This window comes from Pedobacter cryophilus, assembly GCF_005116455.1.
In the GTDB taxonomy this organism is placed as follows: domain Bacteria; phylum Bacteroidota; class Bacteroidia; order Sphingobacteriales; family Sphingobacteriaceae; genus Pseudopedobacter; species Pseudopedobacter cryophilum.
The window spans coordinates 601,271-616,529 of record NZ_SWBP01000001.1 but is presented as its reverse complement, the minus strand read 5'-3'; the positions used below and the strand labels follow the sequence as shown (position 1 = coordinate 616,529).

Genomic DNA, 15,259 nt, shown 5'->3' with positions numbered 1-15,259 from the left:
TTTTGGAATCCAATAATCTTAAAAAAGATCCTTACGTCGCATTAAAGTTTCCAGAGTTTAGGTCTTTTTTGGTGATGCGTTTTTTTCTAACCATAGGCTATCAAATTCAAGGGGTAGTTTTAGGCTGGTACATTTATAATCTCACCAAAGATCCTTTATCATTAGGGTTAATTGGTCTTTGCGAAGCGGTTCCTGCAATAGGAATTGCCCTTTATGGAGGTTATATTGCTGATAAATCAAATAAAAAAACGCTGTTAAATAGGGTTGTAGGTGTAATTCTATTTGCATCTATAGTGTTGTATATTGTAACACTTCCTGCTGTTACCGTTTACTTGGGTCAATCTTTATTAATTACTACCATTTATATTATGGTATTTGTGATTGGAATGGCCAGAGGGTTTTATGCTCCCACATCTTTTTCCATAATGGCAATGATTATTCCAAGGGAGCATTATCCAAATTCATCTACTTGGAATAGCTCTGCCTGGCAAACGGCTTCAATTGTTGGCCCAGCATTAGGAGGGTTGTTATATGGTTTTGCAGGTATAAACCACACTTTCATTTTTGTGTTGATTTGTATATCTATATCATTTATAGGTACATTTTTCTTTAAAAGCAGACCATCAACTTTTGTAAAAACAGGAAGCATTTATAAAAGCCTTTCAGAAGGATTAAAATTTGTTTTTAAAACCAAAATATTGGTTGGTGCTTTAAGTTTAGACCTCTTCTCTGTTTTTTTTGGAGGGGCGGTAGCTTTAATACCCGTTGTAGCTACAGAAGTTTTACATGTTGGAGCAACAGAATTTGGGATGTTAAGAGCAGCGCCAGCAGTTGGAGCAGTTTTAACCATGTTATTAATGACTAGATTTTCTCCAATGGGAAAGCCTTGGCGAAACTTGCTTTTTGCCGTTACCGGATTTGGCGTTTCTATTATTTGTTACGGTTTGTCTACAAATTTTTACCTTACGCTCTTCTTTCTTTTTTTAGAAGGTGCTTTTGATAGCATAAGCGTAATTATTAGATCTACTATTTTACAGCTCGTTACCCCTGACGAAATGCGAGGAAGAGTATCGGCAGTAAATTCAATGTTTATTGGGTCGTCAAATGAGATTGGGCAGTTTGAATCAGGTTTAACCGCAAAATTAATGAGAACTGTTCCCGCAATAGTTTTTGGAGGCAGTATGACTTTGTTTGTTGCTGCTGTAACATGGTATAAAACCAAAAAGTTGGTTCCCATGTCTTTAGAAGACATTAGTAACTCTTAATTCAATAGGTTTAATATGAAAGATGATGAAGATTTTTCAGTTAAGCTTCCTGTTTTTGAAGGGCCGTTTGATTTACTTCTTTTTTTTATTGAAAAGGATGAATTGGATATCCATAATATCCCAATAGCAAAAATTACTGATGATTTTTTAAGCTACCTGCATCAACTCAATTCATTAAATATGGAGTTGGCAAGCGAATTTATTTTTGTTGCAGCCACTTTAATGCGGATAAAGGCAAAAATGCTTTTACCTAGACCAGAGCTTAATGAAGAAGGCAAGGAAATTGATTTAAAAAGAGATTTAGTACAAAAACTTTTAGAATATAAAAGATTTAAGGAAGTTACTGAAGAGTTTAAATTACTTGAGGAAGCCCGTTTCCATAAAGAAAAGCGAGGTAATATGGCTGAAGATATTCATAATTTAATGAGCCAAACAGAACCAGCAGAGGATCTTTCTTCTTTTGATTTATATAAATTGTTAAAGACTTACCAAAAAGTAATGGGAAATTATATGGTAAGAACCGAAGAGGTAAAACATACCGTAGAAAAATATCCTTACAGCATAGAAGAGCAAAAAATACAAATTACTAATCTTCTAAATATCAACTCTCAATTAGATTTTAAAAATCTTTTGAAGATATCAAAAGATAAAGTACAGTTTGTTTATAATTTTTTGGCAGTTCTAGAAATGTTGCAGCAACAACTGTTAAGCATCCAAATTGGCTTGGGATTTAATAACTTTTGGATTCAGCAAAAGTAAGCGATTGCTCAATAAAATGAATCACTTTTAATTCATCCTCTAAGCCAATTTCAGGTTCTTGGTTGTTGCGTAAACAGTAGATCACTTTTTTTAAGAAGTCATCATGCTTATCAGCGGATCCTTTATAATATTGGTAAGTATTAGCTTGAGTAATTTGATCAAAAACAGGCATGTCAAATTTATCCTCAATATTAACAAAGTCTAATTTTTCCATATACTGCCCGCCAACTTTTACGTTGCCTTTGGTGCCAATAATTGTCAAGCTACTTTCTATGTTGTTTTGATAAGCAGCTGTGGTGAAATTAAAAACTCCTTTGCCTCCATTTGCCAAATTAAAAGTAATAATTCCACTATCGTTAAATTCAGTTTTGATGTCTTTGTTTAGTGTAAATAATTCGCTGTTAATTTGGTTTGGCTCACCAACAAGCCAAATCATCAAATCAATAAAATGGCTAAACTGAGAATAAAGAGGGCCTCCTCCAATGGCTTTTGAAGCTCTCCATTGAGAATCATCATAATATCGTTGGTTTCTATTCCAAAAACAATTGATCTGAAGAAATAAGAGATCGCCTAATTTCTTTTGCGAAACTAGTTTTTTAAGCCAAATAGCAACTGGGCTGTAACGGTTTTGCATTACTGCAAAAACTTTCTTACCAGAATTTCGCTCCGCTTGCATCATCTCAAAAACCTCATCTGCTTGCAAAGCAACGGGCTTTTCACATATTACATGATATCCCTTATTTAAGCAATCAATGGTGTGTTTTGGGTGTAAGCCATTTGGGGTGCAAATACAAACTACATCAGCCGGAATTTTTGCAGCAAAAAAATCATCAACAGAAGTAAAAAAGGGAATCAATTTATCAATAGATTTTCGTTTGTTAAAATCGATGTCAACAGCGGCAACTAATTCTGTATCACTAAAGTTTGAAAGTAAACTCGAATATTTTGCGCCAATATTGCCCACACCTATAATAACGAAACTAATTTCTTTCATGTACAGTTTTAATATTTAAAAATGGTGCAAAATATCTAATTTAGGGCTTTCATTCAAAACGGGGGTTTAGGCCTTGTTTTTTGAATGTATCTGTTTAATTTGTAATAATATACATTTTCAATAAAAATAAATGAAAAAGGATAAATTAATTTTCAGTTTAATAGAAGAAGAAGAAGCCAGACAAGAAAACGGCCTTGAACTAATTGCTTCAGAAAACTTTGTAAGCGAGCAAGTTATGAAAGCAGCAGGCTCTGTATTAACCAATAAATACGCAGAAGGATTGCCAGGGAAAAGATATTATGGTGGCTGTGAAGTAGTAGATGAAATTGAAAATATTGCAATAGAAAGAGCAAAAGAATTATTTAACGCAGCTTGGGCTAATGTGCAGCCACACTCTGGCGCACAGGCAAATGCGGCAGTTTTTTTAGCGCTTTTAAATCCTGGGGATAAAATTTTAGGATTTGATTTATCTCATGGTGGTCATTTAACTCATGGTTCGCCTGTTAATTTTTCGGGTAAAATATATAAGCCTTTTTTCTACGGCGTAGAAGAAGCTACAGGTTTAATTAATTATAAACAATTAGAAGAAGTTGCACTTAGAGAGAAGCCTAAGTTAATTATTTGTGGAGCATCAGCCTATTCTAGAGATTGGGATTATAAATTTATTAGAGAAGTTGCTGATAAAATTGGAGCATTAGTTTTAGCAGATATTTCTCACCCCTCAGGGTTAATTGCCAGAGGGTTACTTGCAGATCCACTTCCTTACTGCCATGTGGTAACAACTACAACTCACAAAACATTAAGAGGACCACGTGGTGGTTTAATTATGATGGGAAAAGATTTTGAAAATCCTTTTGGCATTAAAACACCAAAGGGAGAAATAAAAATGATGTCGGCGTTGTTAGATGGAGCTGTTTTTCCAGGTACACAAGGTGGGCCATTAGAGCATATTATTGCTGCAAAAGCAATCGCTTTTGGCGAAGCTTTAAGTGATAAATACATGGACTATATTGTTCAGGTTAAAAAGAATGCCCAAGCTATGGCGGCAGCTTTTGTAGCTAGAGACTATAAATTAATCTCTGGTGGTACAGATAATCATTTGATGTTAATAGACCTTAGCAATAAGAATATTACTGGGAAACTAGCCGAAGAAGTTTTAGGAAAAGCAGAGATTACTGTAAATAAAAACATGGTCCCTTTTGATAAGAGATCTCCATTTGTTACCTCAGGAATAAGAGTTGGAACCGCGGCTATTACTACAAGAGGCTTGAAAGAGAAGCACATGGAAAAAATTGTTGAGTTTATTGACGAAGCATTAATACATCACGATGACGAACCTTATTTAGATAAAATTCGTAAAAAAGTAAATGAGATGATGGCTAAACACCCTCTTTATAAAAAATAGTAAACATGAATGCCGAGGAATTTTCTATTTTAGATTATCATAAATCTAACCTACCAGTAAAGGTAGAATATGATTACTATGAATCTTCCTCCGATATAGAATTTGATCACATTTTGGAATTGGCCTGTTTTATCACAAACAGTCCAATTTCTTTTATTTCTTTTTTTGAGAAAAACCTTCAATGTGTTAAATACACCAAAGGTATTCCTACCTCAGAAATACCTCTTGAGCAATCTTTATGTCAATTTACTGTTCTTGAAAATAATTTTTTTGAAATAGAAGATGTACCCAATAATGCCAAAGCAAAAGCTCTTTTAAAAGGGGCTAATTATGACTTTAAATATTATGCTGGCCTTCCTCTTGTTAGTCCAAAAGGCGTAATTATTGGCACAATTTGCGTAATTGATCAACAATCAAAAAAATTAACAGATAGCCAAATCAAAGCATTTTATGCCTTAGGATTGCAGGTAATTAATAACCTTGAGTTACGTAAAAAAGATATTCAAGAAATAAAAAGTAAATTAAAAAGTGAAGAATTTACAGATTTATTTAATTCATCGCCTGATTTAATTTGCTTATTAAGTGCCGACCAAAAAATAGTAAATATTAATTCGGCTGTTTTTGATATTATGGGTTATGATGTTAAAGATTGTATCGGATTAAATATTTCTGAGTTCATGTTATCAGAAGATAAAATGAATGTTTTTAATACCGCAACAGAAAGTTTGAGGAATAAGATTAAGCATTTTGAAGTTGAAACCAGGGTAGTTAATAAGAATAAAAGCATAAAATGGATTAGTTGGAATGCCATCTCTAAAAACAAAATGTGGTTTGTTACTGGCAGAGATATTTCAAAATATAAAGAAACTTTACATCAATTAAATCAATTATCAACAGTAGCAAGTAAAATAAATAATGGGGTGGTTATTAGTAGTGCCAACAACAATGTTTTATGGATAAATGATGCTTTTACAAAAATAACCGGATATACCATAGAGGATTTAGAAGATCAAAAGCTAGGTGATGTAATAGTTGGTGCAAATAGCGATATTGACATTATAGAGAAAGCAAGAATAGAAACCCAAAACAAAAAATCTTTTTCTGTAGAATTATTGGCTTATAGAAAAGATGGAAAACCTATTTGGCTTTCTATTTACAACACTATTATTTTAGATTCTAAAGGTGAAGTAGAAAGCTTAATTGAAATTGTTATAGATATTACAGAAAGGAAAGAAGCAGAAGAGCAGTTAGAATTACTTTCATTAGTTGCTAGTAAAACCGAGAATGGGGTTTCTATAAGTGATAAAACTGGCAGAGTGAAATGGATTAACGCTGCTTTATCAAAAATGATAGGTTACCAACTAGAAGAGCTCATAGGAAAAAGAGTAGGAGATATTGTTAAAGGCGAGGAAACGGATATTAAAATGCTTAATCAAGCCCGAGACGGAGCTAGAAAATCTATCCCATATAATTTAGAATTAAAAGTTAATAAAAAGGATGGAACACCCGTTTGGTTATCTGTTTCTAATACCCCAATTCTTGATCAGCAAGGAAATATAGAAAGAGAAATTGAAATCATTAACGATATTTCGGATAGAAAGCAAGCCGAAATACAGTTGTTAGCTGCTAAAGAGCAAGCTATGCAATTAAGCAAGGCAAAGGAAATGTTTCTTTCTGTGATGAGTCATGAAATTAGAACACCTTTAAATGCCGTAATTGGAATAACTAATATTTTATTAGACGAAGAAAAATTAGAGCATCAAGTACAATCGCTCAACTTACTTAAGTTTTCTTCTGATAACCTTTTAAATCTTATTAATGATATTCTTGATTTTTCTAAAATGGAGATTGGAAAAATGGAACTAGAATATAAAAGAGTAAATATTAGAGATCTTATTAAAGATATTGTAGACTCTTTAGCTTTTAAAACAAACGAAAAAGGAATTGAACTAAATTATATAATTAGTCCAGATTTGCCCGAATTAGTAAGAGGTGATAAAACGAGGCTTTATCAGATTTTAATCAATTTAATTAATAACGCCTTAAAGTTTACTGAAAAAGGATTTGTAAAAGTAGCTGTAGCTGTCGCTAAAATTACTAAACAGCATACCTTCGTTCATTTTGAAATAACCGATACCGGAATAGGAATCCCCGAGGATAAATTTGAAGATATATTTGAATCCTTTACTCAAGCAGCAGCTAATACTTCAAGAAAATATGGCGGTACAGGCTTAGGTTTAACAATCACAAAAAAATTAGTAGAACTTTATAGCGGCGAAATTAAAGTCAAAAGTATATTAGGAAAAGGCTCAACATTTTATTTTGACCTTAAATTTGATAATTTTAAAGAAACAGAGATGGAAATTAAAGAGGAGTCTAATGCTATTAAAACGCTAAATGCAAGGGTTTTAGTAGTTGATGATAATGAAATCAATAGAATTCTTGCAAGAAAAGTATTAACTAAATTTCAAGTAGAAGTAGTTACTGCCGAAAGCGGTTTAAAAGCTATTGAATTATTACAAGCAAAAGATTTTGATGTGGTATTAATGGATATTCACATGCCAGAAATGTCTGGTTATGAAGCTACTGAAAAATTAAGAGCAATAGACGATGTGTATTTTAAAGAACTCCCAATTATTGCGCTAACAGCTTCTATAATGAATGAAGATTTAGATACCATTTATAAATATGGGATGAATGATTATCAACTTAAACCATTTAAACCAGATGAGTTGATTGAGAAAATTGCTAAATACCTTAAAAAGTAAAAAACCCTATAAAAGGGAAAAGCGAAATTCAATTTGAATTCCGCTTTTCCTAATCTAAATTAACGCTCTCAAATACTTGTACTCCTGCAGGTTTCAAAAGGTTACAATTATTTTTCATAGCAGCCTAAAACAGATGGAAAAATTCTGTTATTTTGTTCCAAATCTTTAGATAAATAGCTGTTAAAGTAGCTGTTAGTCGTTAAATCTTTCCCCTTCCCTACTGCAACACTATTAGCTGGTAATTTGTAATTCTCTTTTCGAGTATTAATAAATAATGGATCTTGATTATATATATTACTATTCCCTAAGGTTTGGATATCTGTTCTGATTAAATTATTCTGAAAATCGGTAATAAACAAACCTGTTCCTTTTTTATCAAATTCTAGTTCCCTTGTTAAGCTGCCGTAAATAATGTTATTTATAAAAATAGTGCTTAGGCCTTTAGTTATAGTAGTGTTGTCATTTAAATTATCGCTAAAAAAAACAGACGGTGTTTTACGTGGAAAATTAAAGTTATAGTTAGCTAAAGTGTTCTGATAAAAGGCGTAATTGCCCCCGTATAAGCCAATCACTAAAAACTGACCGCAATTATAGAACAAGTTATTTAACCCAATTACAGAAGCCGTATAGCCCAATAAGCCAGCAACCTCGTGGTTTTTAACAATAGAATTGCTCAACAGCAATTTAGGATTGGCATTATTACTCAAAGAATCAACCCTTATACCTACCAAAGCATTTTTTATAGCGGCATAATTAATTTGATTATCAAAACTCGGACGTAAAATATGAATCCCGCCCCATTGGCCAGGTTCATCGTCGTAAATTCTTTCTAATCTATCACTAGAAAAAGTAATGCTATCAGCAAAAGTTCCATTAGCCTTTAAACTTCCCGATACAAATAAGGTAGCACCTTTATGAAAAAATAATTTTGCCCCAGGATTTATTTGTAGCGTAACATTTTGATTAACAATTGCATAGTTGTAAATAATGTAGGGTTTATCTTTAGTAAAAGTGGTATTAGTATTAATGGTAGCTCCGTTTAAATAAATAGCATTTTGGCCATAAGCTTGCAAAGGAATTTTCTCTAAATTCCCATTCATAGTAATAGATATTTCATCTTCTACTATAAAAGGACTGTTAATGTTGTTTGGATCTATAAAAGCTTTTACAAAAACATAAACCGAATCATTTCCTCGGATTTTTAAATTGCTTATCGCAGATGAGGCTACACCATTAATATTGATTTTAAAAGCTGATGAGCTTCCGCCTTTTAAATGAATATCAGAAATAATGATGCTGTTCTTGTTGTAATTAAAAATCTTTAAAACTCTACTGGTAGAACCGCTATTGGTAAAAATGGTATCAAATAAAATAGAATCGGTAGAGAATTGAAGTTGAATATTAGGGTTGTCGTCAATAATTTCATCCTTGCGGCAAGCAGAAATCACAAGAATCAGAAAAGAAAATACAAGAATAAAATTCTTCATTACACCAAATATGCTTTAATTAATTATTCTGTGAAAGCTATCCCAACAATATTTATTTCTTTAATTCCAATTTCTTGAAGTGCAAAAGCGCAAGCTTCTAATGTAGCTCCAGTTGTAATGGTATCATCCACTAATAATACACTTTTGTAGCTATGTTGATTATCTAAAGCTTTAAATACCGTTTTCATATTCTCAAATCTACTACTTCTTGATTTTGCAGTCTGACTTTCGGCCGCTTTGTCTCTAAAAAGCAAATCAGTAACCACCGGAATTTGCAAAATTTCGGCTAAACCATTAGCAAATGTTTCACTTTGGTTATAACCTCTTTTTATTAATTTTTTAGGATGCAAAGGAACTGGAATAATAGCTTCGGCTAAATGGTAAGGAAAAGTTTCTTTCAATTGTTTGCCAAACATTTTACCTAGCTCTTCACCAATTTGTGGTTGGTTATTATATTTTAATTGATGCATCATGTTTTGCACCTTTCCGGCTTTGTTAAAATATAAAAACGCTGTAGCTGCATTAATATTTACTCGTCCCCAAAATTGTTTAGCCAATCTATTATCAGGCACTAAATGATAATTGGTATAGGGTAATTGATAAATGCAGGTGGTACAAAAATGCTTTTCGGTGTTTACTAAAGAATCTCCACAAGCTTGACAAAGCTCTGGGAAAATAAGCGATGCAAAATCTTTTAGGTAACCTGTAATCACATTCATGCAAATAGGTTATTGGGTTTCTTTAACCGCTAACTGCCCACAAGCAGCATCAATATCTTTTCCTCTACTTCTTCTTATATTGGTGTTGATGCCTTGTTTTTTAAGATAATTAGCAAATATTTCCGTTTTGTCTTCATCTGCATTTACAAAATCAGCAAAAGAAATAGGGTTGTATTCTATAATATTTACTTTACAAGGTACATGTTTACAAAATTTAGCCAAATCCATAGCGTCTTCTATACCATCGTTAAAATCTTTAAAAATGATGTATTCATAGGTGACAGGGTTTTTAGTTTTAGCAAAGTAATATTTCAAGGCTTCGGCCAAAGCACTTAAAGTATTTTGCTCATTTATGGGCATAATTTCATTACGCTTATCATCATTTGCAGCATGTAAAGAAAGTGCTAAATTAAATTTTACGCCATCATCACCTAGTTTCTTAATCATTTTTGCAATACCAGCAGTAGAAACAGTAATCCTTTTGTAAGACATGTTTAAGCCATCTTCAGCCGTAATCCTGTCAATAGATTTTAGCACATTACTGTAATTAAGCAAAGGCTCACCCATGCCCATATAAACAATATTAGAAAGCGGAATGTTGTAATTTTCTAGTGCTTGTTTATTAATTAAAACCACCTGATCAAAAATCTCATCGGCATTTAAATTACGTTTTCTGTCCATATAGCCAGTAGCGCAAAATTTACAGGTTAAACTGCATCCTACCTGAGAAGATACACAAGCCGTCATTCTTTCTGATGTAGGAATCAAAACTCCTTCAATTAAATGGGTATCATGCAATTTAAAGGTGTTTTTAATAGTTCTATCAGCGCTAAACTGCGAACTGTTAATTTTAGCAGCGTTAATACTAAAATTCAAATTCAATTTTTCTCTTAGTTCCTTAGATAAGTTACTCATCTCTTCAAAGTTATAAGCCGCTTTTTGCCATAACCATTCGTAAACTTGGTTTGCCCTAAAAGCCTTTTCGCCCATTTGCACAAAAACCTCTCGCAGCTCAGGCAAACTTAAAGCCCTAATATCCTTTTTTTGAATCTGTTCCATTATTATCTGCAAAATTAACATTTTAAAAGCACAAAAAAGCGAATGAGAATAGGCCCCAAAAACCTTAGGAAATTGCTTTTCGAAAAAAGAAACAGCTTATTTCATATTTAAACCGCTCATATTAAAGAGATGTTCTATTTTTGGGGCATGAATATTCTAATCCTCGGTTCTGGCGGTAGAGAAAGTACCTTCGCCTGGAAAATAGCTCAAAGTCCTTTATGTAACGAATTGTTTATTGCTCCTGGTAATGCAGGAACTGGTGCTTACGGAAAAAATGTAGCACTTAAAGTGACCGATTTTGATGGGATTAAAGCATTTGTGCTGAGTAAAAAAATAGGTTTGGTGCTAGTTGGGCCCGAAGAACCTTTAGTAAAAGGTATTCATGATTATTTTTTGGCTGATGAAGCTTTGAAAAATATTCCGGTAATTGGACCTAAAAAAGATGGAGCTCAATTAGAGGGAAGCAAAGATTTTTCGAAGGTTTTTATGGAGAAATATAAAATCCCTACTGCCGCATCACACACTTTTACAGTAGAAACTTTGCGTGAGGGATTAACTTATTTAAAGCATCATCCTATGCCTGTAGTTTTAAAAGCCGATGGATTAGCTGCCGGAAAAGGAGTTTTGATTTGTACTACTTTAGAAGAAGCGCAAGAAGAATTACGTTTAATGTTAGCCGAATCTAAATTTGGTGCTGCAAGTGAAAAAGTGGTAATTGAGGAGTTTTTAACTGGTATTGAGCTTTCTGTTTTTGTGGTGAGTGATGGTAAAGGCTATGTGATTTTGCCTTCTGCAAAAGATTATAAAAGAATTGGTGAAGGAGATACAGGTTTAAATACCGGCGGTATGGGTTCGGTTTCGCCGGTTCCATTTGCCGATGCTGCTTTTTTAAAGAAAGTAGAAGAGCGAGTGGTAATTCCAACCATAAAAGGGCTACAAGCTGAGAATATTCATTATAAAGGATTTATTTTTATTGGTTTGATGAACACTAATGGAGAGCCGCAGGTGATAGAATATAATTGCCGAATGGGTGACCCTGAAACGGAAAGCGTTTTACCACGATTGGAAAGTGATTTTGTGGAGCTTTTGCAAGCTGTAGCAAATGAAACAGTAGCTAATTATAAGTTGAAAATTTCTGATAAAACTGCTGCAACAATTGTGATTGTATCTGCCGGTTATCCCGGAGAATATATTAACGGAAAAAGCATTACAGGTTTAGAAAACATTAAAGAAAGTTTGGTTTTTCATGCCGGTACCGAATTAGAAAACGGAATTATAAAGAGCAATGGCGGTAGGGTTTTAGCCATTACTAGCCTGCAAGACAATATGTTTGATGCTTTACAACAAGCCACCGCAGATGCTGGAAGAGTTTATTTTGACGGCGCCAACTTTAGAAAAGACATAGGTTTTGATTTGTTGTAGAAATTTGGGCAAAATTTTTCTTTAAATTCTACTCTTTTTAGTGTTTGAGAAATAATTTAAAAAATCTTCCTTAAATTTATAGTTAGATTGAAATGCTTTACAGCCAATTTTAAGCCCATATCACCATAATTTACTTTGTTTTTGCATGGTTTTTGGTGTTTCATACTTTCATATTTGATTACAAAAATGATGGTTACTTTAAAAAAATATAGTGTAAGTTTATTTGTTTTGCTCATATTTTCGGCTTGTCGTCAGAATTTTGAATGGGTTAATATTAATCCCGATAAACTTATTTCAGCCAGTAAAAGTACGCCATATCAAAAAGGGGTAAGGCAGGTAGATTTAACTTTAGATCTTAAAGAAAAAGAAAAAAGGGTTTATTTTGAAAGTCCGGAAGCTTATATTTCAGCACAACCAACAGCTCCTGTTGAAGTAGTAAAACCCAAAGTTACCGTCAAAAAAAGTGGTAAAAAGAAATCAGATGCCCCAATCAAAACTACACCTGTAAAAGCTTTACAGCCCGAAGTAAAAGTAGAAAAAGAAAAACCTGTTGTAAAAGCTAAAGAAGTACAAGATACCTCAGCCGATAAATTAAACGGAGCACTTAAAATTCCTGTAAAGGATAAAAAAGTGATTAAAGAACCAGCTAAAAAAAAAGTTTTAGCTGAACCGATAGCAAACAAGACAACCGAAAAACCTACAAATCAGGTTGTTTCAAAAGATTCTTCTCCATCGTTTCAAAGAGAACCTATTATAGAAGATAGCAGTAGTACAAAAAGTTTTGAACCCATGACAAATGCTAAAAGAGGCAATAATTTTTTATTAGCCGGTTTAGTATTAGGTGTAATGGGTGTAATTTTAGGTTTGATATTTGGAAAAATGGCCTACTTAATTTCTATAGCCGGAATAATTTTTGCCCTAATTGGGTTTTTAATGAAACTTTAAAATTTCTTTTTATTCAAAACCTCATTCAGTTTATCAAGCAAAGCCGGACCTCTTAAGTTTTTTGCAATGATTTTCCCCGTTGGATCTATTAAAAAGTTTTTAGGAATAGAATTTACACCATAAAGTTGGGCAATATTATTAGTTCTATCTAAAAGCTGAGTCCAAACTAAACCATCTGCTTTTACCGCTTTTGTCCAAAGGTCTTCTCGTTGATCTATTGAAACACCTAAAATAGTGAAGTTTTTGTCCTTAAACGTTTCATAGGCATTGACCACATTAGGGTTTTCTTGTCGGCATGGGCCACACCACGACGCCCAAAAATCAATTAAAACATATTGTCCTTTGAAGCTAGAAAGCTTAATCGCAATTTGTTCGGCAGTTTTTTCTTCAAAATCTACTGCATTCACACCAATGGCAGTTCTTTTTGCTAAGGAGAGTCTTTCTAAAACAGATTGTGCTAAAATATCTTTCTTCAGCTCATCAGAAAGTTTTTGGTAAGTACTTTCAACCATATCAACATTCATATCTTCGGTGGCTAAATCCGCATTTAAAGCATATAAACTGATATAAGAATTTGGTTTGGAAGTGATAAAGTCTGCAATGGATTTCTTCCTATCTTCTATCAAAGCCAAATATCTGTCTTGAAAGCCTTGGGCAATTTCTTGTTTATTCCTTTTTTCTGGTGATAAAGCTCCAAACTCATCGTTTATAGCCATTAATTTTTGTTCTATAGGTTGGGTTGCATTAATAAAAGCGGCATTATCTTTAAAAATGTTTAAGCCCGAAACCATAGATTTAGCTACAGAATCTGAAGCTGTTAAAGTAGCTTCGCCGGGTTCAATAAAAAACCGATAAATATCTTTAGGGCTTTGCTTGTCTTGCAAATCTTTGCCGCTATGGTCTAATAATAAAATGGCTACAGCAGGTGAAGCTAATCCTATTTTAAACTCAAATTTTCCATTAATTATTTTGGCAGAATCTAATTTTTCTTGCTGATTAGCAAGATGAATAAGGTAAATATTTTTATTCGCCTTTAAATTTTTAATCTCGCCTTTAAGGCTAAAAGTGCTTTGCGCAAAAACCAATAAAGGAATTTGCAGGATGATAGAAAATATAAATCGTTTCATTTTAGTTTAATTTTTGATAGGTTCGCCACCATAAATCGGGCATTTCTCCAGACACTGCCAATTGATAATCTTCATACAAGCAAGGCACTAAATGAAAGCGTTCGTTTTTAGAGCCTAAAGTTGGATAAGGAACCTGCATCCACCAACGATCTGTTTTTTTGCTTTTGATGAAAATTAGCTCATGTGCATCTTCCTTTAAGCTGGTTTTATAAATTACGTAATCTGTTTTTGGCTTTAACGGAATATCTTTCTTTCTGTTGTAAAAGCCATCTAAAAAGCACCAAATCATTTGGGCTACCAACATTGCGGTTTGTCCGTTTTGATCATAAGCCGGATTAAATTCATAAAAACCAATAGAACTTAATTTATCGCTAAAACCCGCATAGCGGCAAAGCTGACAAGCTTCTTCGCCATAAAAACCGTTTGGGCCGGCGTTGGCATTAGCCATAGCATCAGAAGCTCTAATGCTAGATATATCAAAGCTAATCATATCAGCATTTCTAATCACAGGCTCTGCAATATGCATAGCGCCACTAATTTCTCCTAAACGTTGAGCGTCAAAAAAAAGTTTATCCATTACCCGCAAACTATCCTGATTTACAAAATAGGTTTGGTAACCCAAATTGCTAAAATTGAATAGGTAATTGGGTTGATGCAAGAAAATTTTATTGAGGTAAGAAATAGAATTAGTTGCCACAGAATCATCTTCAGATTCATCTAAATCAAACTGAGAATCTATAATTACTAAATCTACTTTTTGCTCTAATTCTTCATAAGCCATGTATTGGGCGTAGGTTAAATCCTGCCCACCACCTAAAATAACGGGAAAAATCTCATTCTTAATGAGCTCATTCACCACCATTTTTAAAGCAATATAAGTGTCAGAAATTTTTTCTCCGGCTTTGATATTCCCTAAATCAACAATTTTTGCTTTGTAAGCGCCTTCATTTAAGGCATATAATTTTTCTCTGATATAATCTGGTCCTAAGGCACAACCTTGGTTATTTACCGCACCTCTGTCATCTAAAATCCCAATAATGGCAACATCATATTTTTCTTCTTCCAAATCAGGAAAAGACGTTTCATGAATAGCTATTTTCGAACCTAAATGGCTAGAATAATACCCCTCTTTTGGAGTGAATTTAGAAACGTTTACAGGAGAAAAAAAATCAGATAAAGACATAAGAAAAACAATTCTCCCAAATATCTATTTTTTAAATTAAATTGAGGTGTTCAGAATCATTTTTTACTGGCAGAGTGCAAATATTTTTAAGACTTTTTTCTTTTAGCTTTGTAATTCCTCAGTGAA

At 33.2% G+C, this 15,259-nt stretch carries 12 protein-coding genes; 6 read left to right on the top strand and 6 right to left on the bottom strand.

The features are described 5' to 3' along the window. Positions 1-2 precede the first annotated feature (2 nt). Both FA046_RS02565 and FA046_RS02560 read left to right on the top strand, forming a co-directional pair. Positions 3-1,265, top strand: a complete 1,263-nt coding sequence (locus FA046_RS02565) for an MFS transporter (RefSeq protein ID WP_136824789.1) — start codon at positions 3-5, stop codon at positions 1,263-1,265. Between the two features lie 15 nt (positions 1,266-1,280). After that, positions 1,281-2,024, top strand: coding sequence for a segregation and condensation protein A (locus FA046_RS02560; RefSeq protein WP_136824788.1), 744 nt, complete (start codon positions 1,281-1,283; stop codon positions 2,022-2,024). Here FA046_RS02560 and FA046_RS02555 read toward each other — a convergent pair. Further along, complete coding sequence (locus FA046_RS02555) at positions 1,996-3,018, bottom strand: Gfo/Idh/MocA family protein (RefSeq protein ID WP_136824787.1); 1,023 nt, start codon at positions 3,016-3,018, stop codon at positions 1,996-1,998. The genes FA046_RS02560 and FA046_RS02555 overlap by 29 nt on opposite strands. Before the next feature lie 130 nt (positions 3,019-3,148). Here FA046_RS02555 and glyA point away from each other — a divergent pair, with 130 nt between their 5' ends. Both glyA and FA046_RS02545 read left to right on the top strand, forming a co-directional pair. Next, positions 3,149-4,423 carry a serine hydroxymethyltransferase gene (gene glyA / locus FA046_RS02550; protein ID WP_136824786.1) on the top strand — a complete coding sequence of 425 codons (1,275 nt, stop codon included), beginning with the start codon at positions 3,149-3,151 and terminating at the stop codon, positions 4,421-4,423. A gap of 5 nt (positions 4,424-4,428) precedes the next feature. Then, positions 4,429-7,191 carry a PAS domain-containing hybrid sensor histidine kinase/response regulator gene (locus FA046_RS02545; protein WP_136824785.1) on the top strand — a complete coding sequence of 921 codons (2,763 nt, stop codon included), beginning with the start codon at positions 4,429-4,431 and terminating at the stop codon, positions 7,189-7,191. A gap of 107 nt (positions 7,192-7,298) precedes the next feature. On the opposite strand, the gene FA046_RS02540 is transcribed toward FA046_RS02545, so the two are convergent. From FA046_RS02540 to rlmN, 3 genes are read right to left on the bottom strand one after another with little or no spacing between them, the layout of a single operon-like run. Continuing rightward, complete coding sequence (locus FA046_RS02540; protein ID WP_136824784.1) at positions 7,299-8,678, bottom strand: hypothetical protein; 1,380 nt, start codon at positions 8,676-8,678, stop codon at positions 7,299-7,301. Between the two features lie 23 nt (positions 8,679-8,701). Further along, entirely contained in the window at positions 8,702-9,397 is a 696-nt protein-coding gene (locus FA046_RS02535; RefSeq protein ID WP_136824783.1) for a ComF family protein, read from the bottom strand. A 9-nt stretch (positions 9,398-9,406) separates the two neighbouring features. Then, positions 9,407-10,456, bottom strand: a complete 1,050-nt coding sequence (gene rlmN / locus FA046_RS02530; RefSeq protein WP_136824782.1) for a 23S rRNA (adenine(2503)-C(2))-methyltransferase RlmN — start codon at positions 10,454-10,456, stop codon at positions 9,407-9,409. A gap of 147 nt (positions 10,457-10,603) precedes the next feature. On the opposite strand from rlmN, the gene purD reads away from it, so the two are divergent. Continuing rightward, the gene (gene purD / locus FA046_RS02525; protein ID WP_136824781.1) at positions 10,604-11,878 is read left to right on the top strand and encodes a phosphoribosylamine--glycine ligase; all 1,275 of its coding nucleotides are present in this window, start codon (positions 10,604-10,606) and stop codon (positions 11,876-11,878) included. Positions 11,879-12,064: 186 nt separating this feature from the next. Further along, on the top strand, positions 12,065-12,823 hold the full coding sequence (locus FA046_RS02520) for a hypothetical protein (protein ID WP_136824780.1): 759 nt from the start codon (positions 12,065-12,067) through the stop codon (positions 12,821-12,823). Here FA046_RS02520 and FA046_RS02515 read toward each other — a convergent pair. Both FA046_RS02515 and FA046_RS02510 read right to left on the bottom strand, forming a co-directional pair. Next, the gene (locus FA046_RS02515; protein ID WP_136824779.1) at positions 12,820-13,950 is read right to left on the bottom strand and encodes a TlpA disulfide reductase family protein; all 1,131 of its coding nucleotides are present in this window, start codon (positions 13,948-13,950) and stop codon (positions 12,820-12,822) included. The two genes, FA046_RS02520 and FA046_RS02515, sit on opposite strands and share 4 nt — an antisense overlap. Before the next feature lies 1 nt (position 13,951). Next, on the bottom strand, positions 13,952-15,133 hold the full coding sequence (locus tag FA046_RS02510) for a formimidoylglutamase (RefSeq protein ID WP_136824778.1): 1,182 nt from the start codon (positions 15,131-15,133) through the stop codon (positions 13,952-13,954). Positions 15,134-15,259: the final 126 nt, after the last annotated feature.

What these genes read in the sequence shown, in the direction of transcription:
- FA046_RS02560 (WP_136824788.1), top strand. Translation starts at nt 1,281, where the DNA reads ATGAAAGATGATGAAGATTTTTCAGTTAAGCTTCCTGTTTTTGAAGGG.
- FA046_RS02555 (WP_136824787.1), bottom strand. Translation starts at nt 3,018, where the DNA reads ATGAAAGAAATTAGTTTCGTTATTATAGGTGTGGGCAATATTGGCGCA.
- glyA (WP_136824786.1), top strand. Translation starts at nt 3,149, where the DNA reads ATGAAAAAGGATAAATTAATTTTCAGTTTAATAGAAGAAGAAGAAGCC.
- FA046_RS02545 (WP_136824785.1), top strand. Translation starts at nt 4,429, where the DNA reads ATGAATGCCGAGGAATTTTCTATTTTAGATTATCATAAATCTAACCTA.
- FA046_RS02540 (WP_136824784.1), bottom strand. Translation starts at nt 8,678, where the DNA reads ATGAAGAATTTTATTCTTGTATTTTCTTTTCTGATTCTTGTGATTTCT.
- FA046_RS02535 (WP_136824783.1), bottom strand. Translation starts at nt 9,397, where the DNA reads ATGAATGTGATTACAGGTTACCTAAAAGATTTTGCATCGCTTATTTTC.
- rlmN (WP_136824782.1), bottom strand. Translation starts at nt 10,456, where the DNA reads ATGGAACAGATTCAAAAAAAGGATATTAGGGCTTTAAGTTTGCCTGAG.
- purD (WP_136824781.1), top strand. Translation starts at nt 10,604, where the DNA reads ATGAATATTCTAATCCTCGGTTCTGGCGGTAGAGAAAGTACCTTCGCC.
- FA046_RS02520 (WP_136824780.1), top strand. Translation starts at nt 12,065, where the DNA reads ATGATGGTTACTTTAAAAAAATATAGTGTAAGTTTATTTGTTTTGCTC.
- FA046_RS02515 (WP_136824779.1), bottom strand. Translation starts at nt 13,950, where the DNA reads ATGAAACGATTTATATTTTCTATCATCCTGCAAATTCCTTTATTGGTT.
- FA046_RS02510 (WP_136824778.1), bottom strand. Translation starts at nt 15,133, where the DNA reads ATGTCTTTATCTGATTTTTTTTCTCCTGTAAACGTTTCTAAATTCACT.